25 protein-coding genes are annotated in these 22,469 nt (G+C 67.1%); 17 read left to right on the top strand and 8 right to left on the bottom strand.

Going from position 1 to position 22,469, the window contains the following annotated elements:
• Positions 1-3: 3 nt before the first annotated feature.
• On the bottom strand, positions 4-324 hold the full coding sequence (locus CVV76_RS07430) for an I78 family peptidase inhibitor (RefSeq protein WP_146010262.1): 321 nt from the start codon (positions 322-324) through the stop codon (positions 4-6).
• 219 nt (positions 325-543) lie between these two features.
• Here CVV76_RS07430 and CVV76_RS07425 point away from each other — a divergent pair, with 219 nt between their 5' ends.
• Complete coding sequence (locus tag CVV76_RS07425) at positions 544-1,131, top strand: ATP-dependent Clp protease proteolytic subunit (RefSeq protein WP_102223998.1); 588 nt, start codon at positions 544-546, stop codon at positions 1,129-1,131.
• A gap of 211 nt (positions 1,132-1,342) precedes the next feature.
• Here the strand turns inward: CVV76_RS07425 and sbmA are convergent, their stop codons facing one another.
• Positions 1,343-2,590 carry a peptide antibiotic transporter SbmA gene (sbmA, locus tag CVV76_RS07420; protein WP_233192759.1) on the bottom strand — a complete coding sequence of 416 codons (1,248 nt, stop codon included), beginning with the start codon at positions 2,588-2,590 and terminating at the stop codon, positions 1,343-1,345.
• Positions 2,591-2,785: 195 nt separating this feature from the next.
• Between sbmA and CVV76_RS07415 the strand changes: the two genes are divergently transcribed.
• Together CVV76_RS07415 and CVV76_RS07410 are read left to right on the top strand one after the other, a co-directional pair.
• A complete protein-coding gene (locus CVV76_RS07415) occupies positions 2,786-3,271 on the top strand; it encodes a GNAT family N-acetyltransferase (RefSeq protein ID WP_102223997.1) in 486 nt (161 codons plus the stop codon).
• Between the two features lie 12 nt (positions 3,272-3,283).
• Positions 3,284-4,036, top strand: coding sequence for an NYN domain-containing protein (locus CVV76_RS07410; RefSeq protein WP_102223996.1), 753 nt, complete (start codon positions 3,284-3,286; stop codon positions 4,034-4,036).
• A 15-nt stretch (positions 4,037-4,051) separates the two neighbouring features.
• Here CVV76_RS07410 and CVV76_RS07405 read toward each other — a convergent pair whose 3' ends face one another.
• Positions 4,052-4,702 (bottom strand): TetR/AcrR family transcriptional regulator, encoded by a 651-nt coding sequence (locus CVV76_RS07405; RefSeq protein ID WP_102223995.1) that lies wholly within the window; start codon positions 4,700-4,702, stop codon positions 4,052-4,054.
• 170 nt (positions 4,703-4,872) lie between these two features.
• Here CVV76_RS07405 and mbfA point away from each other — a divergent pair, with 170 nt between their 5' ends.
• The 7 genes from mbfA to CVV76_RS07370 all read left to right on the top strand — a co-directional run bounded on the left by mbfA (position 4,873) and on the right by CVV76_RS07370 (position 10,669).
• Positions 4,873-5,853: an iron exporter MbfA gene (mbfA, locus tag CVV76_RS07400; RefSeq protein WP_102223994.1), complete on the top strand. Its 981-nt coding sequence runs from the start codon at positions 4,873-4,875 to the stop codon at positions 5,851-5,853.
• A gap of 134 nt (positions 5,854-5,987) precedes the next feature.
• Positions 5,988-6,917 (top strand): AEC family transporter, encoded by a 930-nt coding sequence (locus CVV76_RS07395; RefSeq protein ID WP_102223993.1) that lies wholly within the window; start codon positions 5,988-5,990, stop codon positions 6,915-6,917.
• Between the two features lie 9 nt (positions 6,918-6,926).
• Positions 6,927-7,757, top strand: a complete 831-nt coding sequence (gene fghA, locus CVV76_RS07390; RefSeq protein WP_102223992.1) for an S-formylglutathione hydrolase — start codon at positions 6,927-6,929, stop codon at positions 7,755-7,757.
• The gene (locus CVV76_RS07385) at positions 7,757-8,203 is read left to right on the top strand and encodes a YaiI/YqxD family protein (protein ID WP_102223991.1); all 447 of its coding nucleotides are present in this window, start codon (positions 7,757-7,759) and stop codon (positions 8,201-8,203) included. The genes fghA and CVV76_RS07385 overlap by 1 nt, the downstream gene beginning before the upstream one ends.
• On the top strand, positions 8,200-8,826 hold the full coding sequence (locus CVV76_RS07380) for an HAD family hydrolase (RefSeq protein ID WP_102223990.1): 627 nt from the start codon (positions 8,200-8,202) through the stop codon (positions 8,824-8,826). The genes CVV76_RS07385 and CVV76_RS07380 overlap by 4 nt, the downstream gene beginning before the upstream one ends.
• Positions 8,823-9,740, top strand: a complete 918-nt coding sequence (locus tag CVV76_RS07375) for an ornithine cyclodeaminase family protein (protein ID WP_102223989.1) — start codon at positions 8,823-8,825, stop codon at positions 9,738-9,740. Before CVV76_RS07380 ends, CVV76_RS07375 begins: the two co-directional genes overlap by 4 nt.
• Positions 9,737-10,669, top strand: coding sequence for an alpha/beta fold hydrolase (locus tag CVV76_RS07370; RefSeq protein ID WP_102223988.1), 933 nt, complete (start codon positions 9,737-9,739; stop codon positions 10,667-10,669). Before CVV76_RS07375 ends, CVV76_RS07370 begins: the two co-directional genes overlap by 4 nt.
• 9 nt (positions 10,670-10,678) lie before the next feature.
• Here CVV76_RS07370 and CVV76_RS07365 read toward each other — a convergent pair whose 3' ends face one another.
• Entirely contained in the window at positions 10,679-11,941 is a 1,263-nt protein-coding gene (locus CVV76_RS07365) for an MFS transporter (RefSeq protein ID WP_102223987.1), read from the bottom strand.
• A 216-nt stretch (positions 11,942-12,157) separates the two neighbouring features.
• On the opposite strand from CVV76_RS07365, the gene zapE reads away from it, so the two are divergent.
• Positions 12,158-13,240 (top strand): cell division protein ZapE, encoded by a 1,083-nt coding sequence (zapE, locus tag CVV76_RS07360; protein WP_102223986.1) that lies wholly within the window; start codon positions 12,158-12,160, stop codon positions 13,238-13,240.
• Between the two features lie 74 nt (positions 13,241-13,314).
• On the opposite strand, the gene CVV76_RS07355 is transcribed toward zapE, so the two are convergent.
• Together CVV76_RS07355 and accD are read right to left on the bottom strand one after the other, a co-directional pair.
• Positions 13,315-14,589, bottom strand: coding sequence for a bifunctional folylpolyglutamate synthase/dihydrofolate synthase (locus tag CVV76_RS07355; RefSeq protein WP_102224136.1), 1,275 nt, complete (start codon positions 14,587-14,589; stop codon positions 13,315-13,317).
• A 17-nt stretch (positions 14,590-14,606) separates the two neighbouring features.
• Entirely contained in the window at positions 14,607-15,566 is a 960-nt protein-coding gene (accD, locus tag CVV76_RS07350; RefSeq protein WP_102224135.1) for an acetyl-CoA carboxylase, carboxyltransferase subunit beta, read from the bottom strand.
• A gap of 241 nt (positions 15,567-15,807) precedes the next feature.
• On the opposite strand from accD, the gene CVV76_RS07345 reads away from it, so the two are divergent.
• The 5 genes from CVV76_RS07345 to pncB all read left to right on the top strand — a co-directional run bounded on the left by CVV76_RS07345 (position 15,808) and on the right by pncB (position 19,815).
• Positions 15,808-16,536 (top strand): hypothetical protein, encoded by a 729-nt coding sequence (locus tag CVV76_RS07345; RefSeq protein ID WP_102223985.1) that lies wholly within the window; start codon positions 15,808-15,810, stop codon positions 16,534-16,536.
• Between the two features lie 125 nt (positions 16,537-16,661).
• Entirely contained in the window at positions 16,662-17,435 is a 774-nt protein-coding gene (locus CVV76_RS07340; protein ID WP_199178521.1) for a DUF6478 family protein, read from the top strand.
• A gap of 1 nt (position 17,436) precedes the next feature.
• Positions 17,437-17,823, top strand: coding sequence for a hypothetical protein (locus CVV76_RS07335; RefSeq protein ID WP_102223984.1), 387 nt, complete (start codon positions 17,437-17,439; stop codon positions 17,821-17,823).
• Between the two features lie 87 nt (positions 17,824-17,910).
• Complete coding sequence (gene pncA / locus CVV76_RS07330; protein WP_102223983.1) at positions 17,911-18,519, top strand: bifunctional nicotinamidase/pyrazinamidase; 609 nt, start codon at positions 17,911-17,913, stop codon at positions 18,517-18,519.
• A gap of 3 nt (positions 18,520-18,522) precedes the next feature.
• On the top strand, positions 18,523-19,815 hold the full coding sequence (gene pncB / locus CVV76_RS07325) for a nicotinate phosphoribosyltransferase (protein WP_102223982.1): 1,293 nt from the start codon (positions 18,523-18,525) through the stop codon (positions 19,813-19,815).
• 111 nt (positions 19,816-19,926) lie between these two features.
• Here the strand turns inward: pncB and ubiG are convergent, their stop codons facing one another.
• Positions 19,927-20,703 (bottom strand): bifunctional 2-polyprenyl-6-hydroxyphenol methylase/3-demethylubiquinol 3-O-methyltransferase UbiG, encoded by a 777-nt coding sequence (gene ubiG / locus CVV76_RS07320; RefSeq protein ID WP_102223981.1) that lies wholly within the window; start codon positions 20,701-20,703, stop codon positions 19,927-19,929.
• 79 nt (positions 20,704-20,782) lie between these two features.
• Between ubiG and pip the strand changes: the two genes are divergently transcribed.
• Positions 20,783-21,772: a prolyl aminopeptidase gene (pip, locus tag CVV76_RS07315; protein WP_102223980.1), complete on the top strand. Its 990-nt coding sequence runs from the start codon at positions 20,783-20,785 to the stop codon at positions 21,770-21,772.
• Positions 21,773-21,816: 44 nt separating this feature from the next.
• Here pip and idi read toward each other — a convergent pair whose 3' ends face one another.
• Complete coding sequence (gene idi, locus CVV76_RS07310; RefSeq protein WP_102223979.1) at positions 21,817-22,347, bottom strand: isopentenyl-diphosphate Delta-isomerase; 531 nt, start codon at positions 22,345-22,347, stop codon at positions 21,817-21,819.
• Positions 22,348-22,469: the final 122 nt, after the last annotated feature.

The following is a 22,469-nucleotide window of genomic DNA, read 5'->3' as shown; positions in this document are numbered from 1 at the left end:
CGCTCAGCCGCAATAGGCGCGCGTGATCACCCGGTTGGCGTCGAACTCGATGTTCAGCCGATGCGCGTTGAAATCCTGCGTGATGGGCGAGCCCGCCTGGTAGATTCGCGCAGGCGACGGCAGCGACATCGCCTGCACGATCGCCACCTTCTTGCCGATGACGCCCCCCATCCGGTCCGCCCCGCACATCGCCGGCGCGACCGGCCCCGAGGCGACCTTGGTCCCGGCCGGATCGCTCATGTCGACGGGCCCGCCGCCGCCGCACCCCGCCAGCATCGCCACCAGTCCCAAACCCAGACCCAGCCCCGCAATCCCAAGCCGCATCGTACGCTCCTTCTCGATCCGCGCCGCCACCTTCGGCGGATCGCCATTCCCCCGCAACCCCTCCCCTTCTTTCTGCTCTCAAATATCCCGGGGGGTGCAGGGGGGCAGCGCCCCCCGCTCCCGCCCCCCTCCCGCCCCAAGCTCGCAGCCCCGCCCACTGGACACCGCCCCGCCACACGCTAGGGTATCCGCCAGACCAGTTGCAGAAGGATCGCCCCGATGGCCGACAAGTCCGACGAGAAGGACGACAACGAGAAACCGAAGGGCCCGCAGATCGACCAGCTCTTCTTCAAGAGCCGCAGCGTCATCGTCGCGGGCGAGATCAACGACAAGCTTGCCAGCCGCGTCACCACCCAGCTTCTGGCGCTGGCCGAGGATGGCGACGACCCGATCAACATGTACATCTCTTCCCCCGGCGGTCACGTCGAATCGGGCGACATGGTGCATGACATGATCAAGTTCATCCGCCCCAAGGTCCGCACCATCGGCTCGGGCTGGGTGGCATCTGCCGGCGCGCTGATCTTCGTCGGGGCGGAAAAGGAAGACCGCTACTGCCTGCCCAACACGCGCTTCCTGCTGCACCAGCCCTCGGGCGGGATCGGCGGCAAGGTCAGCGACATGCAGATCCAGGCCGAGCAGATCCGCATCATGCGCGAGCGGTTCGACAAGCTCTTCGCCGAGGCGACCGGCCAGACGCCGGAGAAGATCGCGCAGGACACCCAGCGCGACTTCTGGCTGACGGCGCAGGGCGCGATCGACTACGGCCTCTGCGGCAAGATCATCTCGTCGATGGATGAGCTGAAATAAGCCATTCCGGCTGCGAAAGACGGCACCCGCGGGTTTCACGACCCGCGGGCGTTTTCATTTGGAAAAGGTGGCGGCGACTGTTCCGGCCCCGTTGATCAGGGTGGGGAAGGGTCGGCGGATCAGGGTGGGGGAGGGTCGGCGCGGTCTGGGGTTGGCCGCCACGCGCCGGCGCATATCGGGCCAAGGCTTGCCGGGCCAAGGCTTGTCGGCGCTACCGCACCACCTCTTCCGGCGGCGGGGCGTTCGGATCCTCGGGGAAGGTCTTCTCGAATCCGCGAAGGCGCTTGTGGATCGACAGAAGCTCGATGATCGTGGTCCACGACCCGACAAGGTACTGGAACGACCCCGTCACCTGCCCGAAGGCGGTCAGCACCTGCTGCATGATGCCGAAGCTGATCTTGCCCGCCACGATGGTCGGGATCAGCATGATGTTGGCGAACACGTTATCGGCCTGGATGTAGAAGCCGCGGAACACATTGAAATAGGCGAAGTGGAAGAAGTAGCGGAAGTACGATTGCCGCACCTGGCCGAACAGCTCGCTCACCGTAAGCGGATGCGCCCGGGCCTCGTCATCCTCGCCATAGACCAGCTCCTTGCGGTAGGCCGCCTCGGTCAGCTGATTGTTGAAGGCAAGCCCCGGCAGCTTGATCCCCGCCACCGCCAGAAGCACCGTGCCGAACAGCGACCAGAACAGCGCCGTCAGCAGGAGGGCATCGGGCACGTGGCCGATGATCGGAAGCTCGGTCACGTAATGGCTCAGCCCCGCCAGCACCGGCAGGAAGGCGAACAGCGTGATCACGCTGTCCACCATCGAGATCCCCAGATCCTCGACGATCGCGGCGAAACGGGCGGTATCTTCCTGCACCCGCTGCGAGGCGCCCTCGATCCGCCGGGCATGGGGCCAGTGCGACATGTAGTAATCGTTCATCGCGGTGCGCCAGCGGAAGACGTAGTGACTGGTGAAAAACCGGGTCGCGATATAGACGATCATCCAGACCGCGGCGATCTGGAACCAGGTCAGCAGCAGGCCGTAAAGATCGCCCTCCGTCACCTTTGCGCCGTGCCACGGCTTGCCGTCCAGCGCGTTCTGGATCGCATCGAAGAACGGCCGCTGCCAGTTGTTGATATTCACCGTCGCCTGGACGCTGAAGTAATCCGAGAAGATCAGAAGCGCGGTGCCCGGGATCGACCACCACTGCCAGGGATGCGGCGAGAAGATCATCCAGGCCGCGGTGAAGACCGCGACGAAGACGAAGCAGTAGATGTAGAACCACAGGAAGTTCGGCGTGACGAAATAGCCAAGCCCGATCACCGGCGGCGTCCCCGGGGCCGGGGGGCCCATGCCGAAGGCGCCGCCCATGTCCTCGCCGAAGGTGTACCAGCCGATCACGGCGATCACCGTCCAGATGAGGACGCTCGGAAAGAAGATCCGGGGGTGCGGAAAGAAGGATTTGAACACGAAATCGGCCTGCCATTGCGGCCGTATCCGGCCCGTTTCCCAAGGCATAAGTCCTAGCGCGGGGGGCGTGAACCGCGCAACCCGCCGGTGTCACGTCGAATTGTACCTTCGCAAGCCCTTTCCCCCGGCACGCGCGCTATGTATCACCCTGCCATGGCCTTTCCCCACGCGTCCTACTGAGCCGGAACCCTCGCCATGCCGACATTGCGCACAGCCACCCCCGACGATCACGACAACCTCTGGTCCATGCTGGAACCCGTCTTCCGGGCCGGCGACACCTACGCGATCCCCCGCGATATCGACCGCGATGCGGCGCTGGCCTACTGGCTTGAACCCGGGCACGAGGTGCTGATCGCCGAGGAGGACGGCACCGCCCTCGGAACCTACTTCCTGTGCGCCAACGGCAAGGGCGGCGGCGACCACGTCGCGAATTGCGGCTTTGTCACCGCGCCCGGCGCCCGCGGCAAGGGCGTGGCCCGCGCCATGCTCGAACATTCGCTGCGGCGCGCCCGCGCGCGCGGCTTTCGGGCGATGCAGTTCAACTTCGTCGTCTCGACCAATACCCGAGCGGTCGCGATCTGGCAGCATTACGATTTTCGCGTCGTCGGCCGGCTTCCCGGCGCCTTCCATCACCCCGAACTGGGTTACGTCGACGCCCTCGTCATGTACAAGACCCTGTAAAAGGGAGTTCCCATGACCGAAAGCCGCCCCCAGCAAGCCGCCCGCGCCCCGCGTCTTTGCGTTCTGATCGACGCAGACAACGTGCCGGTGCGCCACGCCGAGTCGATCTTTCGCGAGATCGCGCGCCTGGGCGAGGCCTCCGTCCGCCGGGTCTACGGCGACTGGACGGCGGACCGGCTGCGCAAGTGGCACGACAAGGCCAGCGCCATGGGCCTTGTTCCCGACCAGCAATCGTCGAACACCAAGGGCAAGAACGCCTCGGACATCGGCCTTGTGATCTCGGCAATGGATTACCTGCACTCGGGTCTCTTCGACGGCTTCGTGCTGGTGTCGTCGGACAGCGACTTCACCCGCCTTGCCGCGCGGATCCGCGAACAGGGGATCGACGTCTACGGCATCGGCGAGCAGAAGACGCCCTCGGCCTTTCGCAACGTCTGCAACCGCTTCATCTACATCGAGAACATCGACGCCGAGGAAGCCCCCGCCGACCCCGCCGCACCAGAACGCGCGCCGGCCCAGCCCGCCCGCGACAAGGCCCCGGCCAAGGACGCGATCCCGCTGATCGTCGAGGCGATGCGGGCAATCGGCGAGGATGAGGACTGGGTCTCGCTCGGCCAGATCGGGCAGTTCATCTCGCAGGCCCAGCCGGATTTCGACACCCGCAGCTACGGCAGCGCAAAGCTGTCTGACCTGATCCGCAAGACCGGCCGGTTCGAGATCCGCAAGGCCAGTGGCAACCACTGGGAAGTGCGCGACCTCGCCTGAGGCGGGGCAAACGGGTCAGGCCGTCTCGGCGGCGTCGGCGATCTTGGTTTCTTCCGTCGCGTAGCGTGCGAGGAACATGTCGACGGCGCTTTTCACGATCTTGTTGCGCTTCTGGGCCGAACAGGTCTCGTCCTGCTTGAACAGGCGCCGGACCTGGATGTCGGCCTTGCACAGCTCCGAGAATTGTTCCGCCGCCAGCGGCACGTCCTCGATCTCCAGCTGGCCGCGGTCCATCGCGCGCTGCAGGTAGTCGCACAGCCGGTTGCGCACCAGAAGCGGGCCGGATTCGTAGAATTCGCGCCCGATCTCGGGAAAGCGGTCGGCCTCGGCAAGGCAGATGCGGAACACGCCGCGGCCCATGTCCGACATCGCGAGGTCGCCGATCCTCCGCCCGGCGATGGTCAGCACCTTGCGAGGCGAGGCCCCCTCGTCGTCGAACTCCGCCGCGCTTTCCGCTTGCCTGCGGCATTCGGCCTTGGCGACCTCCATGAACAGCAGGCGCTTGTCGGGAAAGTAGCTGTAGAGCGTGGCCTTAGACACGCCCGCCTCGCGCGCGATGTCATCGACGCTGGCGCCCTCGAACCCATCGCGTAGAAAGATGACGCGGGCGCCGGCAAGCACCTGATCGAACTTCCGGCCACGCTTGATCTTGCTTGCGACGTTCATCCCGTCTCCTTCGACCTTTGATCCCGGCGAGACCTTGCCGAGGAAGTTAAACCGCGGAGTTCACTTGAGGCAAGCATCGTTACACACGCCTTCGTGACGCCGCACCGCGGCGACTTGCATTGCCCGGCCAAGCTGCTAGTTTTGAATTGTTCTAAATAAGGATGGGGTCGATGCTCCTCGGTTTCAACTCTGGCCGCCGCCGCTTCTCCGACCTCACCGAACAGGAGATCCTTGCGCTTGCGATCTCGTCGGAAGAGGACGATGGCCGGATTTATCGCCTGTACGCCGACCGTTTGCACGGCGAATTCCCCGCTTCGGCGGCCATTTTTGAAGGAATGGCCAAGGAAGAGGACGATCACCGCCGTCGGCTGATCGACCTGCACCAGTCCCGCTTCGGCAATGCCATCCCGTTGATCCGGCGCGAACATGTCGCCGGTTTCTACGCCCGCCGCCCGGTCTGGCTGATCGAGAACCTCGGACTCGCGCGGATCCGCGATGAGGCCGAGGCGATGGAACGGCAGGCCGAAGCCTTCTATCGCAAGGCCGCCGCGCAAACCAGCGATGCCGCGACGCGGAAACTTCTGGGAGACCTCGCCGCCGCCGAATCACACCACGGCGAGCTGGCCGAGCAGCTGAAGGCCGACAACCTCGACGACGACGCCAAGGGCGTCGAGGACCGCGCCGCGCGGCGCCAGTTCATCCTGACATGGGTGCAGCCGGGCGTTGCAGGGTTGATGGACGGCTCGGTCTCGACCCTCGCGCCGGTCTTCGCCGCCGCCTTCGCCACGCACGATCCGCACCAGACCCTGCTGGTTGGCCTCGCTTCGGCGGTGGGTGCAGGCATCTCGATGGGGTTTGCGGAATCGGTGGGCGACGACGGCGAATTGTCGGGCCGCGGCAGCCCGCTGAAACGCGGCATCGCCTCGGGGGTGATGACGGCTCTCGGCGGCCTCGGCCACGCCCTGCCCTACCTTATCCCGGATTTCTGGACCGCCACCCTCGTCGCGATGGTCGTCGTGGTGATCGAGCTCTGGGCGATCGCGTGGATCCAGAACAAGTTCATGGAAACGCCGTTCTTCCGGGCCGCGCTGCAGGTCGTCGTGGGCGGCGCGCTGGTCTTCGCGACCGGGGTGCTGATCGGCGGCGGCTGACCGCGGCACCCTGCCTCCGGGCGGCGCAAAAAGGGCAGGTTTCCTGACCCTGGGGCTTGCATCTCCCCGCAAGGCATGAACTTTCTGCCGGCGACCAAGAGGCATTTCCGGGGCGAAGGGACAGGTTCGGCGCGATGATCGACATTCTGATCCGCACCCTGCCCTTCTTTGCGATCATCGGGCTGGGCTACTGGGCCGGGCGCACGCGCTTCTTCACCGAAGAAGCGACCGCCTACCTCACCAAGTTCGTCTTCTTCTTCCCGCTCTCGGCGATGCTGTTCCGCTTTGCGTCGAACCTGTCGCTGGAACAGATCTACTCGACCCGCTTCGCGCTGGCCTACCTGACCGGTTGCGTCGCCGTCTACCTGCTGGCCACCCTGGTCGCGGTATTCCGGCGGCTGACCATGGCCGAGGCGGCGATCGAGGCGCAATGCGCGATCATCGGCAACACGGGCTTCCTCGGTGTGCCGATGCTGACCGCGATCATGGGGCCGCGGGCGGCGGGGCCGATCCTGCTGTGCCTGTCGATCGACCTGATCGTCTTCTCCTCGCTCTTCACCTTGCTGATCAATGCAGCGCGCTCGGGGCGGATCACCCTGCAGATCCTCAAGGTCATGGGGCGCGGCCTGTTGGCGAACCCGATGATCGTGTCGATGGTCGCGGGTCTTCTGTGGTCGGCCAGCCGCGCGCCGGTGCCGGCGCCGCTCAACGATTTCATGGGGCTCCTGGGGGCCGCCGCCACCCCCGGCGCGCTGTTCGCCATCGGTGCCTCGCTGGCCTCGAAATCGGCCGAGCGGCTGCAGGTGGCGGGCTGGCTTTCGTTCTGCAAGCTGGTGCTGCACCCCTCGGCTGTCGCCATCGCGGCGTTGCTGATCTACCACGTCGAACCCGCCGCGGCCGCGGTGATGATCGCCTCGGCCTCCCTTCCCGTCGCGGGCAATGTCTATATGCTGGCGCAACACTACCAGGTCGCGCCGCACCGCGTGTCGGCCTCGATCCTGATTTCCACTGTCGTCTCGATCCTGACGGTCCCCTTCGTCATCGCCTGGGTCGAGCAGCTCTAGGGAGGCCCGATGAAGACGATCTCGGAAAACCGCTGTTTCGGCGGCGTGCAAGGGGTCTATACCCATGCCTCCGACGCCACCGGCTGCGACATGACTTTCGGCCTGTTCCTGCCGCCCGAGGCCGAGGACGGTCCGGTGCCGCTGCTGTGGTATCTCTCGGGTCTGACCTGCACGCATGAGAACGCGATGACCAAGGCCGGCGCACAGGCCTGGGCTGCGGCGACAGGCATTGCCGTCGTCTTTCCCGACACCTCGCCCCGCGGCGAAGACGTGGCGGACGACAGCGCCTATGACCTGGGCCAGGGCGCCGGTTTCTATGTCAACGCGACGCAGGCCCCCTGGGCGCCGCATTTCCGGATGTGGGATTACGTGGCCGAGGACCTGCCCCGCCTGCTGTTCGCGAACTTCAACCTCGAAGAAGAGCGCCAGGCGATCACCGGCCATTCCATGGGCGGGCACGGAGCACTGACGCTGGCGATGACCTATCCGGGCCGCTATGCCTCGGTCTCGGCCTTCGCGCCGATCGCCAACCCCACCGCCTCGGACTGGGGGCGCAAGCAGCTGGCCGCCTACCTGGGGAAGGACGAGGCCGCCTGGGCCGCGCATGACGCCACCCTTCTGATGCACGAGCGGGGCTTCGACGGGCCGATGCTGATCGACCAGGGCGCGTCGGACCAGTTCCTCGACCTGCTGAAACCCGAGGCGCTGGCGGGCGCGATCGCCACCCGGCGCCAGCAGGCAAGCTTTCGCATGCAGAAGGGCTATGACCACAGCTACTTCTTCGTCTCGACCTTCATGGAGGACCACATGGCCTTTCATGCCGAGGCGCTCTACGGCTGATGGCGGTCTATGTCGATGCCGACGCCTGCCCGGTGAAGGCCGAAGCCGAGCGCGTAGCGACGCGCCACAAGCTGCCGATCCTCTTCGTGTCGAACGGCGGCCTGCGCCCGTCGCAGAACCCGCTGGTGCAGATGATCTATGTGCCCGAGGGTCCCGATGCCGCCGACATGTGGATCGCGGAGCGCTGCGGGCCGGGCGATGTTGTGGTGACCAATGACATCCCTCTGGCCGCCCGCTGCGTCGAGGCGGGCGCCCGTGTGGTCAAGACGAACGGAGAGGCGCTAACCTCGGCCAACGTGGGCAACGCGCTGGCAACGCGCGATCTGATGGCCGACCTGCGCGCCGCCGACCCGTTCCGCCAGGGCGGCGGCCGGCCGTTTTCCAAGGCCGATCGCTCGCGCTTTCTCGACGCGCTGGAACGGACCATCCGGGAGGCATCCAGATGAATGTGGAGGCCGTGATCTTCGATATCGGCAACGTGCTGATCGAATGGCAGCCGGAACGCTTTTACGACCGGGAATTCGGAAAGGACCGCCGCGAAAGGATGTTCGCCGAGGTCGACCTGCACGGCATGAACGATCGCGCCGATCGGGGCGAGAGTTTCAAAACGGCCGTTCGGGAAACCGCCGCCGCCCACCCCGACCATGCCGATCTCATCCACCTCTGGCATGATCGCTGGCTCGAACTGGCCGGGCCAGAGATCCCCGGCTCGGTCGCGCTGCTCCGGGCCTTGCGGCGCAGGGGCGTGCCGGTCTTCGCGCTTTCAAATTTCGGTGTGGAGAATTTCGCGCTGACCGAACGCCATTATGTTTTCCTGACCGAATTCGACCGGCGCTACATCTCGGGGCAGATGAAGATGGCCAAGCCCGATGCCGAGATCTACGCCCGTGTCGAGGCGGATTGCGGGATCGCGCCGGGCGGGCTTCTGTTCACCGACGATCGTGCCGACAACATCGCCGCCGCCCGGGCTCGCGGTTGGCAGACCCATCATTTCCAGGGGCCACAGGGGCTTGCCGACAGGCTGGTTCGCGAGGGGCTGCTGACCCAAGAGGAGACGCGACAGACATGAAATCCCGCATCATCGGACCCGAGGCCGAGAGCAAGCTCGACTGGATCGCCCTGACCGAGGCGCTGCGCGCAGGCCACGCCCTGCCGCGCGCCAGCATCACCGACACCTTCCTCGACCGCGGGCCCGACACGCTTCTGTCGCGCGCGGCCTGGATCGAGGGGATGGGCGTTCTGGTGAAATCCGCCACGGTCTTTCCTGGCAACAAGACCTCGGGCACGCCGTCGGTCAACGGTGCCGCCACGCTGTTTTCCGACAGCGACGGCACCCTCGACGCGATCGTCGATTTCCACCTGCTGACGAAATGGAAGACCGCCGCAGACAGCCTGCTGTCCGCCCGCCTTCTGGCCCGGCCCGACAGCCGGGTGATCGTGATCGTCGGTGCGGGCCATGTCGCGAAATCCATGATCTTCGCCTATCGCAGCGTCTTCCCGAACGCCCAGATCATCGTCTGGAACCGCACCATGTCGGCCGCCGCCCGGCTGGCGGAGGAGGTCGTGGGCATCACCACCACTTCGAACCTGGAACAGGCCGTGCGCGGCGCCGACATCGTGGCGACCTGCACCATGTCGAAGCAGCCCGTGGTGATGGGCAAGTGGTTGCGGCCGGGCACCCACCTCGACCTGATCGGCGCCTTCACCCACGACATGCGCGAGGTCGACGACACCGCGCTGCAGCGCGCCCGCATCTTCGTCGACAGCCGCGAGACGACACTGGGCCATATCGGCGAGTTGAAGATCCCGCTGGCCTCCGAGGCGATCGCCCATGACGACGTGATCGCGGATTTCTACGATATCGGCACGGGCAAGTTCACCCGCACCGACCCTGACGAGATCACCATCGCCAAGAACGGCGGCGGCGCCCATCTCGACCTGATGACCGCGCGCTACATCCTGGACAGCGTCCGCAACAAATGACCTGGCTGGCCCTCGGCATCGCGGTCCTGATCGTCGTCGCCCTGCCGTTCTGGGCCGAGGCCCGTCGCAGACCGGTCGATGCGAAGGCCCGGCGCAACGCCACCGGCGACTTCGCCGATCTGACCGGGGGCCTGACCTATCACGAATGGCGCGGGCCCTCGCGCGGGCCCGTCGTCGTCTGCGTCCACGGGCTGACGACGCCCTCCTACGTCTGGACCCCGCTGGCCGAGACGCTGGCGCTCAAGGGCTTCCGCGTCCTGACCTACGATCTTTTCGGCCGCGGCCTGTCCGACCGGCCGAAGGGCGCGCAGGACAGCGCCTTCTTCCTGCGCCAGTTGCACGAGCTGCTGGAGGATCAGAAGATCGCCAGTCACGTCACCCTGATGGGCTATTCCATGGGCGGGGCGATCGCCACCGCCTATGCCGCGCGCTACCCCGAGGCGGTTGACCGCCTCGTCCTGCTTGCCCCGGTCGGGATGGGCCACCGGTTGAGCCCCTTCCTCGAGGCCTGCCAGCGCATTCCGGTTCTGGGCGATTGGCTGATGCGGGTCTTTGGAGGCATCGTGCATCGGCGCGGCATCGACACGACACTGGCCGCGCCGCCCTCGGTCCCCGACATGGCCGCGCGGCAAAGGGACGAGATGTCATGGCGCGGCACGCTGCCTGCCGTGCTCTCGTCGCAGCGCGGAATCCTCGGCGAACCGCGCGACGACGATCACCGCCAGCTGTTCCGCACGACCCTTCCTGTCCTCGCGATCTGGGGCGAGGAGGATGCGCTGATCCCACTCGCGGCGCTCGGCCGGCTGACCCAGCTCAACCGCCGCACCCGGCAGGTGACGTTGTCGGGCGCCGGCCACAGCCTGCCCTGGACCCACCCGCGCGAGGTGATGTCCGCCCTGTCCGATTTCCTGGCCGACGCCGAGGCGTGATCTGGCGCCTCAGGCGGGAATGCGCAGGTCCGGCGGCGTCTCGCGCACCGGCAGGTGGATGATCGCGCTGAAGGCCCCGACGCCCACGCCGATCCACCAGACCGTGCCGTAGGTGCCGTTCAGGTCGTACATCACCCCGCCCAGCCAGACGCCGAGGAAGCCGCCGATCTGGTGCGACAGGAAGACGATGCCGTACAGCGTCCCCATGTAGCGCAGCCCGTAGATCTGCGCGACGAGGCCCGAGGTCAGAGGAACCGTCGCCAGCCACAGCCCACCCATGGAGAACGAGAACAGCAGAACGGTCGCCGGGGTGATAGGGGTCAGGATGAAGGCGGCCGAGATCAGCGTGCGCAGAAGGTAGATCCCCGACAGCAGGTACTTGCGCGAATAGCGCTGGCCCAACCATCCGGCGGTGACGGTGCCCACGACGTTCGCCATCCCGATCACCGCAAGCGACAGCGCCCCCAGCGCCGAGGTGGTCGAGATGCCGATCGCCGCCAGCGGCCCGTTCGGCGCGGGGGTGCCGCACATCTCGGTCACCAGCGCGGGGAAATGCGCGGTGATGAAGGCAAGCTGGTAGCCACAGGCGAAGAAGCCGAGGAAGATCATGATGAAGGTCGGGTCACGAAGGGCACGGGCCAGGACCGGGCCGAGGGGCTCGTCCGCCACGGCCGTTGACGTCGCGGCCTGCGGCGTCCGCAGGAACGGCAGCGCGAAGAGGCTGCACAGCACGATCGCGGCGAAGATCATGAAGACGCTGGGCCAAGCGTAATGCGCCAGCAGCGCCTCGGCCACCGGCGGGCCGACCACCTGCCCCGCCGATCCGGCGGCGGTGGCGATGCCCAGCGTCAGGCTGCGGTGCTCGGGCGCCGCCGCGCGGCCGACAATGGCGAGGATCACGCCAAAGCCTGTGCCCGCGATGCCGAAGCCCACCAGCACCTCGAGCCCCCAGTGCTGCCCCGGTGTGACCGCAAAGGCCGACAGGACCAGCCCCAGCGCATAGGCCAGCGCCCCCAGGATCACCGCCTTGCGGTCGCCGAACCGCTCGGCAATGGCACCGAAGATCGGCTGACCGATGCCCCAGGCGAGGTTCTGGATCGCGATGGCCATCGAAAAGTCGCTGCGCGCCCAGCCGAAGCCCTCGGCGATCGGGATCTGGAACAGGCCGAACGAGGCCCGGATCGCGAAGCCCAGCATCAGGACGAGGCTGCCCGCGACCAGCACGGGCGTGAAGATCGGCGCGGGCGGCGCGGCGGGGGATGTCGATGTCATGGCGGGGCTCCTGTCAGCCGACCGAAGGTGATCCTTTTCACGGAAACGTCAATGCGGATTCGCGCGCCGCGGTCGCCTGCCCGATGCCCGCCACCCGTCACGCGGTGCCCGGATCGCGGTGATCACTGCAGGGTCCGATGCAGGAGACAATGCGCGGACAATACGGCAGTCGCCCCGGCCCTTCCCCTTCCCCGCGGGCCGCGCTACATCGACCGGATGCGCCAGACCCTGACCGAGATCTATGACGCGCGCGCGGCCGAGGGCCGCCTGCGATCCGACCCCGCCCAACGCGGGGTGCTGCCCCTGCTCGAGGAGGTCCGCCTCGCGATGGAGGAGACCTCGGAGAAGGCGCGCGGCCTCAAGCGGCTGTTCCAGAAGGAGCCAGAGCCGCCGAAGGGCCTGTACCTCTGGGGCGGCGTGGGCCGCGGCAAGTCGATGCTGATGGATCTGTTCTTCGGCGCCACCGACATCCGCCGCAAGCGCCGCGTCCATTTTCACGCCTTCATGCAGGAGGTGCAGGCGGGCCTCACCGAGGCGCGCAAGACCTCGACCCCGGACGCTCTGGAACCCGTCGCGCGCAAGGTGATCGAGACGACGCGCCTACTGTGCTTCGACGAGATGCAGATCACCGACATCGCCGACGCGATGATCGTGGGACGGCTGTTCCAGAAGCTCTTCGATGCCGGGGTGGTGGTCGTCACCACGTCGAACCGGATCCCTGACGATCTCTACAAGGACGGGCTGAACCGGCAGCTGTTCCTGCCCTTCATCGACCTCCTGAAGGAGCGGATGAAGGTGCAGGAACTGGTCAGCGCCGAGGATTACCGCCAACACCGCCTGACCGGCGCGCAGGTCTGGTTCACCCCCGCCGGCCCGGCAAAGCCCGAAATCGACGCGGTCTGGCACGATCTGACCGGCGGCGGTCAGGGCGAGATGCTGGAGCTGACGGTCAAGGGCCGGACCGTCGTGGTCCCCGCCTACAAGAACGGCGTCGGACGGGCGAGTTTCTGGGAATTGTGCGGCGCTCCCCTGGGGCCCGCGGATTACCTTGCGCTGGCCGATGCGGTGCAGGTGCTGATCCTCGAGGGGATCCCGCACCTGTCCTCGTCGAACTACAACGAGGCGAAGCGCTTCGTCACCCTGATCGATTCGCTCTACGAGGCGAAGACCCGGCTGATCTGCTCTGCCGCGGACGAGCCGGAAAGGCTCTATACCGAGGGAGAAGGCTCGTTCGAGTTCGAGCGCACCGCCAGCCGCCTGCGCGAGATGCAGGACAAGAGCTGGGGTCAGACGTCCTAGGCGCGGGGGCGCTGCCCCCCTGCGCCTCTCTCTCTGCCCCCCGGGCGTATTTGGGGAACAATGAAAGGGATAGGTCAGGCGTTGTCGCGCAGAACCTGGCCCGCGAGATAGAGCGACCCGCAGATCAGCAGGCGGGCCGAGGGATCGGCTGCGACGATCTCTTCGATGGCCGCCCGGACGCTTTCGGCGGTGGTGGCCTTCATGCCCACCGACAGCGCCGCGTCGCGCGTGGCCTCGGCCGGCAGGGTCGCGGTCTCGCCCGGGATCGAGACGGCGTGCAGGTCCGCCACCTGGGCGGCCAGCGGGCGCAGGTAGCCCGCGACATCCTTGGTGTTGAGCATGCCGCAGACCAGATGGGTGGGCCTGGCCGGCATCCGCGCCAGCGTCGCCGCCACCGCCTTGCCCCCCGCCGGGTTGTGCCCGCCGTCGAGCCAGAGTTCCGCGCCCTGCGCGGCGTCGACCAGAGGGCCGGTCTTCAGCCGCTGCATCCGGGCGGGCCAGAAAGCGCGGGTCACCGCGCCCTCGCAGGCCGCCTCGGCATAGCCCAGATGGCGCAGCGCCATCAGCGCCGCGCCCGCGTTCATGATCTGGTGCGGCCCGGGCAGGTTTGGCAGCGGCAGGTCCAGCAGGCCATTCTCGTCCTGGAACACCAGGCGACCGCGTTCCTCGGTCACGTGCCAGTGCTGGCCATGCACCAGAAGCGGAGCGCCAAGCCGCGCGGCCCGCGCCTCGATCACCTCGAGCGCCGCCTCTTCCTGCGGGCCGACGACACAGGGCACCCCACGCTTCAGGATCCCAGCCTTTTCTCCCGCGATCTCGGGGAGCGTCTCGCCGAGGTACTGCTGGTGGTCGATCGAGACCGGCGTGATGATCGTCAGCTCGGGCCGTGCCAGCACATTGGTGGCGTCAAGGCGCCCGCCCAGGCCCACCTCCAGCAGCACGTGATCCGCCGGCACCCGCGACATCGCAACGAAGGCCGCCGCCGTGGTGATCTCGAAGAACGTCATCGGCAGGCCGGCATTCGCCGTCTCGCATTCCTCGAGCACCTGTACGAGCATGGCCTCGGGGATCGTCTCGCCCGCCAGCCGGATCCGTTCGTGGAACCGCGCGAGATGGGGCGAGGTGTAGGCATGGACGCGCTCACCCGCCGCCTCGAGGCCGGCGCGGATCATCGCCTGTGTCGACCCTTTGCCGTTGGTGCCCGCGACGTGGATCACCGGCGCGATCCGCTCCTGCGGGTCGCCGAGGGCGTGAAGCAGCCGGACCATCCGGTCCAGCGTCAGGTCGATCACCTTGGGGTGCAACGTCAGCAGATGCTGAAGCAGGGCGTCCGACGCCACCACCTGCACCTCGGTCTGGCCCGTGCTCACGCCTTGGCGTCCCCTTTCGGCGCCGGTTCGGGCGCGGAGGACTGCTCGGGCGCGGCGTCCGGTTCCGCCGGTTCGGGCGGCGAGGGAAGCTCCCCCTTCACCGCGGGGGGCTGGCCGGTCAGCATGCGCAGGATCGTCACCAGCTCATCCTTCATCGCCTTGCGGTGGGTCACCCGGTCGAGCATGCCGTGATCCAGAAGATATTCCGCGCGCTGGAACCCTTCGGGCAGCTTCTCGCGGATCGTCTGCTCGATCACCCGGGGGCCGGCGAAACAGATCAGGGCGTTGGGCTCGGCGATCTGCACGTCGCCCAGCATCGCATAGCTGGCCGTCACCCCGCCGGTGGTCGGATGGGTCAACACGACGATGTAGGGAAGACCCGCCTCCTTCAGCATCTGCACCGCGATGGTCGACCGCGGCATCTGCATCAGGCTGAGAATGCCTTCCTGCATACGCGCGCCGCCCGCGGCGGAAAACAGGACGAACGGGCGCTTGAGCTTCACCGCGCGCTGTGCGCCCGCGATGATCGCGTTGCCCACCTGCATGCCCATCGATCCCGCCATGAACGAGAAATCCTGCGCCGCCGCAACGATCGGGGTGCGCCCCATCTCGCCCTCGGCGACCAGCATCGCGCCCTTTTCGCCGGTCTCGCGCTGCGCCGCGCGCAGACGGTCGGGATAGCGCTTCTGGTCGCGGAACTGCAGCGGATCGGGCAGTGGCTCCGTCACCGCGATCTCGTGGAACACGCCGCCGTCGAACAGTGCGGCGAACCGCGCCCGCGGCGTGATCGCCATGTGGTGATCGCAGGTCGTGCAGACGTTCAGGTTGTCCGCCAATTCGCGGTGGAACAGCATCGTGCCGCATTCAGGGCACTTGGTCCAAAGGTTCTCGGGCACCTCGCGGCGCGAGAACAGCGAATTGATCTTGGGGCGGACGTAGTTCGAGATCCAGTTCATCGGGCCCATGGCCTTTCGTCGCAGCGTCGTGGCGCCCGAGATAAGCCGCACAGGGGCGAATTGCAATCGCCGGACGCCATCTCCCCCGATGCCGCCCGCGCGAGGCGCCGTGGCGCTTGCCCCCCGCCCCCGCACCCTGCCCCCACATCGGCGGCGAACCCCCCCGACGGCAGGGGTGATCAACCTTGCCCCACGCGCCGCAGCAGATTATCCCCTCCGGACGCCGACCGCGGAGGAAGTCATGCGCCATGCCGACAGCGTGCCCCCGAAGCCCAGGAGCCGCCTTGCCCGCCGGCAGCGCAAGCTGCCGCCCCCAGTACGAACGCCCGGCACAGGGCGCCGCCGCCGCGCGGCCGTTCTGCTGGCTGCGGCGATCGTCCCGCTGGTCGCTGCCTGCACCGGGCTCATGGCGCCGCAGCGGATGCCCGTCGCGGGCGGCAGCGTCGTGATCGCGGGGCCTGCCGGCTATTGCGTCGACACCACCCACAGCAAGGATTCGGCACAGGGCGCCTTCGTGCTGCTGGGCAGTTGCGCCGCACTTTCGAATACCGCCAGCGCGCCCCAGCCCAAGGCCTATGCCGTGCTGACCGCCGCCGTGTCGGCGGGCGCCTCGGGCGCGGGCATCTCCAGCGACCAGAAGCGCCTCGCCCGCTACTTCGAATCGCCCCAGGGCCGCGCCGCGCTAAGCCGGTCGGGACGGGCTTCGACCGTGCGCATCCTTGGCCACCACGACGGCAACGGCGCCTTCTTCCTGCACCTGCGCGACAGTTCGGCCTTCCCCGGCCGGCCCGACACCCCGGAAAGCTGGCGGGTACTGTTCGACCTGAACGGCCATATCGTCACGCTCTCGGTGGTGGGTCTGCCGAACCGCGCGATCGGCGCGCGCCGGGCCGAGACGCTCCTGCGCGCTTTCATGGCACAGGTGCGGGCGGAATCGCCAAAAGCCACCGCAGCCGCGACGACGGGCTAAGGCCCCACCTCAAGGGAGTAGCTTTCTCAAGGGGGTGGCTTTGTTCACTCTTTTTGGCGATACATCCCGGAAGGGGGCGCCGAAACAGCGGCCAAGGCCGTGAATTGGTGAGCAGTCGGGGCAGAATGAAGAGCAGCCTGGGCCAGTATTTCGATAGCATGGTGCAGCGCCGCGCGTTGCGCCGCTGGCGTCGTGCGGCGGAACAGGCGGGGCAGATCGACCTTGGCACCCTTCGGGCCGTGCGCAGCCAGGCACGCGCCCTGGACCGGCAGCTGGAACGTCTCGCCCATGTCGCCGACGGTCGGCTGGCCCTTCCGATGATCGGCTCCAACGCGATGCGCAAGCCGGCCTCGGCCGACTGGTCCTGGCGCCCGGAACTGTGGCGCGGGCCGATGCCCGCGCGCGGGCTGTCGGCAGTGGAAAGCCAGACCATGTTCGGCGCCGAGGCGACCGTGTTCCACGATTGCGCCACGTCCGAACTGACGCTGCGCCAGATCCGCAATACGCGCGAGGCCGATCTTGCGCCCTTCGGCCTGCGTCTCGACGTGTTCCGCTTCGACGGCAGTTTCCTCTCGCTGGTCCTCGACCTGCCGCAAGAGGCGATCCACGGACTGCGCCGGCGCCACATCGTGCGCATGGACACCACCGTAGAGATGGAGCGCCCGATTGAGATCTTCGCCCGTCTCAACGTCAAGCATGGCCCCAATACCGACCAGGTGGTGCGCGAACTGCCGCTGCAACAGCCCGAGGTGATGGTGGAATTCGACCTCGGCTATACCAAGATCAACGAGAAGCGGATCGAGAAGATCTGGGTCGACCTGATCTTCGAGACCCCCGAGATGAACCAGATCACCCTGCGCGACCTGACCTTCTCGCGCCGGCCGCGGGCGGAGGTGTGACATGCCGGCATCCGACTTGACCCTGACCAGGCTTCAGATCTCGCAGGGGGTCTGGTCAGGCCGGCTGAGCGGCCCCGCCACGCCCGACGGCGGCGCGCCCCTGCTGTCGGTCACCCACCTCGACCAGCCGGTCCCCGGCATCCGCGTCATCCCGGAACGTGACGGCGGCTGGACGGTCAGCGTGCCGATCCCCGCCTCGGCGCTGAGCGACGGGGTGCAGACCGTGCTGATCCGCGACGCCCTGACCGGGGCACGGCTGGCAAGCTTCGCCATCATGACCGGCGAGCCGCTGGAAGACGACATCCGCGCCGAAGTCGACCTGCTGCGGGCCGAGCTCGACATGCTCAAGAAGGCGTTTCGCCGCCACTGCACCGAAACCGCCGGCTGACGGCCCTCTCGGCCCCGCGCGGCCAAGGGCCTTGCCATTGACGAAGCCCCCACCGCGCCCTAGGCCTTCGTCAAACAGGAGACGCCCATGCAGCCCGGCACCCATGCCCTGATCGTGATCGACGTCCAGAACGATTTCTGCCCCGGCGGCAAGCTTGCCGTCACAGACGGCGACCGCATCGTTCCCCGGATCAACGCCCTGATGAAGGACTTTCAGGTCAAGGTGCTGACGCAGGACTGGCACCCGGCAGACCATGCCTCCTTTGCCTCGCAACACCCGGGCGCCGCGCCGTTCGGCGTGACGACGATGCCCTACGGAGAGCAGGTGCTCTGGCCCGACCATTGCGTGATCGGCACCCCCGGCGCGGCGTTCCACGACGACCTTCACACCGACGGCGCGGACATGATCATCCGCAAGGGCTTTCGCAGCCAGATCGACAGCTATTCCGCGTTTTTCGAGAATGACCATGCCACCCCCACCGGGCTTGACGGATACCTCCGCAGCCGCGGGGTCGAGCAGTTGATGCTGGTGGGCCTCGCCACCGATTTCTGCGTCCAGTATTCCGCGCTCGACGCGGCGCGGCTGGGCTATGACGTGACCGTGCTGGAAGACGCCTGCCGCGCGATCGACCTTGACGGCAGCCTCGAGGCCGCGCGGGGCGCGATGGTCGAGGCTGGCGTCGTGCTGGAGGGCTGACGAATGGTCGATATCGCCACCAGGGTCTACAACCACCGCTGGAAAATCGACCCGATCGTGCGGTCGCTGATCGACACCGACTTCTACAAGCTGCTGATGTGCCAGTCGATCTATCGCAACAGCCCGAAGACGCAGGTTACCTTCAGCCTGATCAACCGCTCCAAGAACATCCGACTGGCCGAACTGATCGACGAGGGCGAGCTGCGCGAACAGCTCGATCATATCCGGTCGCTCCGCCTCGGGCGCGGCGAAAGCACCTGGCTGCGCGGCAACATGTTCTACGGCAAGCGGCAGATGTTCCGCCCAGACTTCATGGAATGGTTCGACGCGCTGCGCCTGCCGCCCTACCACCTCGAGAAACGCGACGGCCAGTACGAGCTCACGTTCGAGGGTACCTGGCCCGAGGTCATGCTGTGGGAGATCCCGGCGCTGGCCGTACTGATGGAACTGCGCTCGCGCGCCGTGCTGAACGACATGCGGCGGTTCGAGCTTCAGGTTCTCTACGCCCGGGCGATGACCAAGCTGTGGGAAAAGGTCGAGCGGCTGAAGGCGATCGACGGGCTGAAGCTGGCCGATTTCGGCACGCGGCGGCGGCATTCCTTCCTATGGCAGGACTGGTGTGTCCAGGCCCTGCAGGAAGGGCTGGGCGAGGCCTTCGTCGGCACCTCAAACTGCCTGATCGCGATGAACCGCGACCTCGAGGCAATCGGCACCAATGCGCATGAGATGCCGATGGTCTATGCCGCGCTCGCCGAGACCGACGCGGACCTGCGCGAGGCCCCGTATCGCGTGCTGGCCGACTGGCACGAGGAACACGAGGGGATGCTGCGCATCATCCTGCCCGACACCTACGGCACCAGGGGCTTCCTGAAACACGCGCCGGACTGGCTTGCCGGCTGGACCGGGATCCGCATCGACAGCGGCGACCCGGTGGAAGGCGCCGAGAGCGCGATCGCCTGGTGGAAGGAGCGCGGCGAGGACCCGACGAAGAAGCTGATCATCTTTTCCGACGGTCTCGACGTCGAGAAGATCGCCGAGCTGAGCACACGATTCGCGGGCCGGGTGCGGTTCAGCTTTGGTTGGGGCACACTTCTGACCAACGATTTCCGCGGGCTGGTGCCGGGCGACGCGCTGGCGCCCTTCAGCCTTGTCTGCAAGGCGGTCGCGGCCGAAGGGCGGCCCACGGTGAAACTGTCGGACAACCCGGTCAAGGCGATGGGGCCCCCCGAGGAAGTCGCACGCTACAAGCGGGTGTTCGAGGTCGGCGCGCAGACGCCCATGGACGTGATCGTCTGAGATCACGAGGGCGTGCCCGGGAAGGCCCCTGGGCAAGGCCGGGGGCCAGCCCCCGGACCCCCGGGATACTTCCGCTCAGAAGAAGAGGAGGCGGGGCCGAGTGTGGGGCCGTCAGTCGCGTCGGACCGAGGCGGTGACGTAGTTCACCGACAGATCACGATCGGACAGGCTCCACGACCAAGCGAGCGGGTTGAACACCATGCCCTTGCGGTCGACCGGGTCGAGGCCCGCGCGGCGGATCAGGTCGTAAAGTTCCTCGGGCGTGATGAACTTGGCCCATTCGTGGGTGCCCTTGGGCAGCCAGCGCATCACCCATTCGGCCCCGACGATCGCCATCGCGAAGCTTTTGGCGTTGCGGTTCAGCGTCGAGCAGATCATCAGCCCGCCGGGCTTCAGCAGGTCATGGCAGGCGGTGAGATAGGCGAGCGGGTCGGCGACATGTTCGACCACCTCCATGTTCAGCACCACGTCGAAGCGTTCGCCGGCCGCGGCCAGCGACTCGGCCGTCACGTTGCGGTAGTCGATCGCAAGCCCCGACTGCTCGGCATGAAGCCGCGCGACGGGAATGTTTCCGGCGGCCGCGTCGGCGCCAACCACCTCGGCGCCCAGCCGCGCCATGGGTTCCGACAGAAGCCCACCACCGCAGCCGATATCGAGCAGCCTGAGACCCGCGAAGGCCTGCGGATCGGCAAGATCCCGGCCGAATTCGGCGGCGATCTGGCGGGTGATATAATCCAGCCGGCAGGGATTCATCTCGTGCAGCGGCTTGAACTTGCCATGCGGATCCCACCACTCGGCGGCCATTGCCTCGAACTTCGCCACCTCGGCGGGATCGACCGTCGCGGTCCCCGTTGCGGCCGTCGCGGGGGCGGTGGATGCGCGTGTCATATCAACTCCTGTCGATTCCGGGCACTTGCGACGACGCGACACCGTGGCGGGACGCGTCTTCGCGTTATATAACCCTGACATGGACAGAAACGCAGGCCAAAAGCGCGCAGGCGCCTACCTCTACCCCGCGATCGAGCCTTTCGATCAGCGGATGCTGGACGTGGGCGATGGGCATACCGTCTATGTCGAGCAATCGGGCAACCCCCGGGGGGTGCCCGTCGTGGTGGTCCATGGCGGCCCCGGCGGCGGGTCGAGCCCGGCCATGCGGCGATATTTCGACCCGGCGCATTACCGGGTCGTGCTGTTCGACCAGCGCGGCTGTGGCCGGTCGAGGCCGCATGCCTCGGTCGAGGCCAACACGACCTGGCATCTCGTCGCCGACATGGAGCGGATCCGCGAGGCGCTGGGGATCAAGCGCTGGATGGTCTTCGGCGGCAGCTGGGGCGCGACGCTGTCGCTGATCTATGCGATCACCCACCCGGAGCGGACCGCCGCGCTGATCCTGCGCGGTGTCTTCCTGATGATGCAGCGCGAGCTTGGCTGGTTCTACGGTGGCGGGGCCGGGGCGTTCTGGCCCGACCTCTGGACGCGATTCGCCAGCGCCATTCCCGAGGACGAGCGTGACGACCTGATCACGGCCTATCACCGTCGGCTGTTCAGCGGCGATTATGCCGAGGAAACGCGCTTTGCCCGGCTTTGGGCGGGGTGGGAGAATGCCCTTGCGACGATCGAGCATGACGCTGGCCGGGGCGAGGGGCCGTCGGAATACGCCCATGCCTTCGCGCGGCTGGAGAATCACTATTTCACCCACGGCGGCTTTCTTGAGCACGATGGCTGGATCCTGGACCAGAAGGTGCGGCTGCGCGACATCCCGACGGTGATCGTGCAGGGTCGTTATGACATGATCTGCCCGCCACGATCGGCCTGGGACCTGTCCGCCAACTGGCCCCGCGCCGACCTGAAGATGGTGCCGCTGGCCGGCCACGCTCTGTCGGAGCCCGGGATCAGTGCCGAGCTGGTGAAGGCGATGGACGGCTACCGCGCCAGCGCGGTGGCGATGGGGTTCTGATCAAGGTCCGGTGCCCCCGGCCGGTCAGCACCGCACCGCACCGCTCAGCACCGTACCAGCGTGCCGAAGATCCGGCTCTTGTGTTCGCGCATGTAGATCTGAAGCCACGGGGTGAAGCGGGCCGGGTGACGCTCCACCTCGGCACAGAGATCGTGCAGCTCGATCCAGCGGGTGTCCATCACCTCGTCAGGGTTCGGGGCAATCTGCATGCCCGGCGTGGCGTACGCGATATAGATATCCACCACCTCGTGCTCGACCATGCCGGAGCCGACGTCGGCGCGGTATTCGACCCGGTCGCGGTGGTTGGGATAGAGACCGCTTAGCCCCAGCTCCTCGCGCAGGCGACGCACGGCGCAGTCCACCGGGTCTTCTTCCCAGCGCGGATGGGTGCAGCAACTGTTCGCCCAGAGACCCGGCGTATGGTACTTGGCCATCGCGCGGCGCTGTATCAGGGTCTTGTCGCCGTCGATGACGAAGACCGACACCGCCATGTGGCGCAGGCCTGCGCGATGCACCTCCAGCTTGTCACGCGGCATCAGCGTGCCGTTCACCCAGGCGGGAATCTGATCTTCCATGCAGTCACCGGCTCTCCTCTCCGACTATATTAACGCGCGAGGCAGCGGCGAGGCATCAAGGCAAGATGACACAGGTCGTTGTGCAGCAGTGCGCAGATCCTCCCCTTATCGTGTTCAGCCCG

The organism is Acidimangrovimonas sediminis (assembly GCF_002871005.1).
GTDB classification, from domain to species: Bacteria; Pseudomonadota; Alphaproteobacteria; order Rhodobacterales; family Rhodobacteraceae; genus Acidimangrovimonas; species Acidimangrovimonas sediminis.
This window is presented reverse-complemented; position numbering and strand designations above follow the sequence as displayed.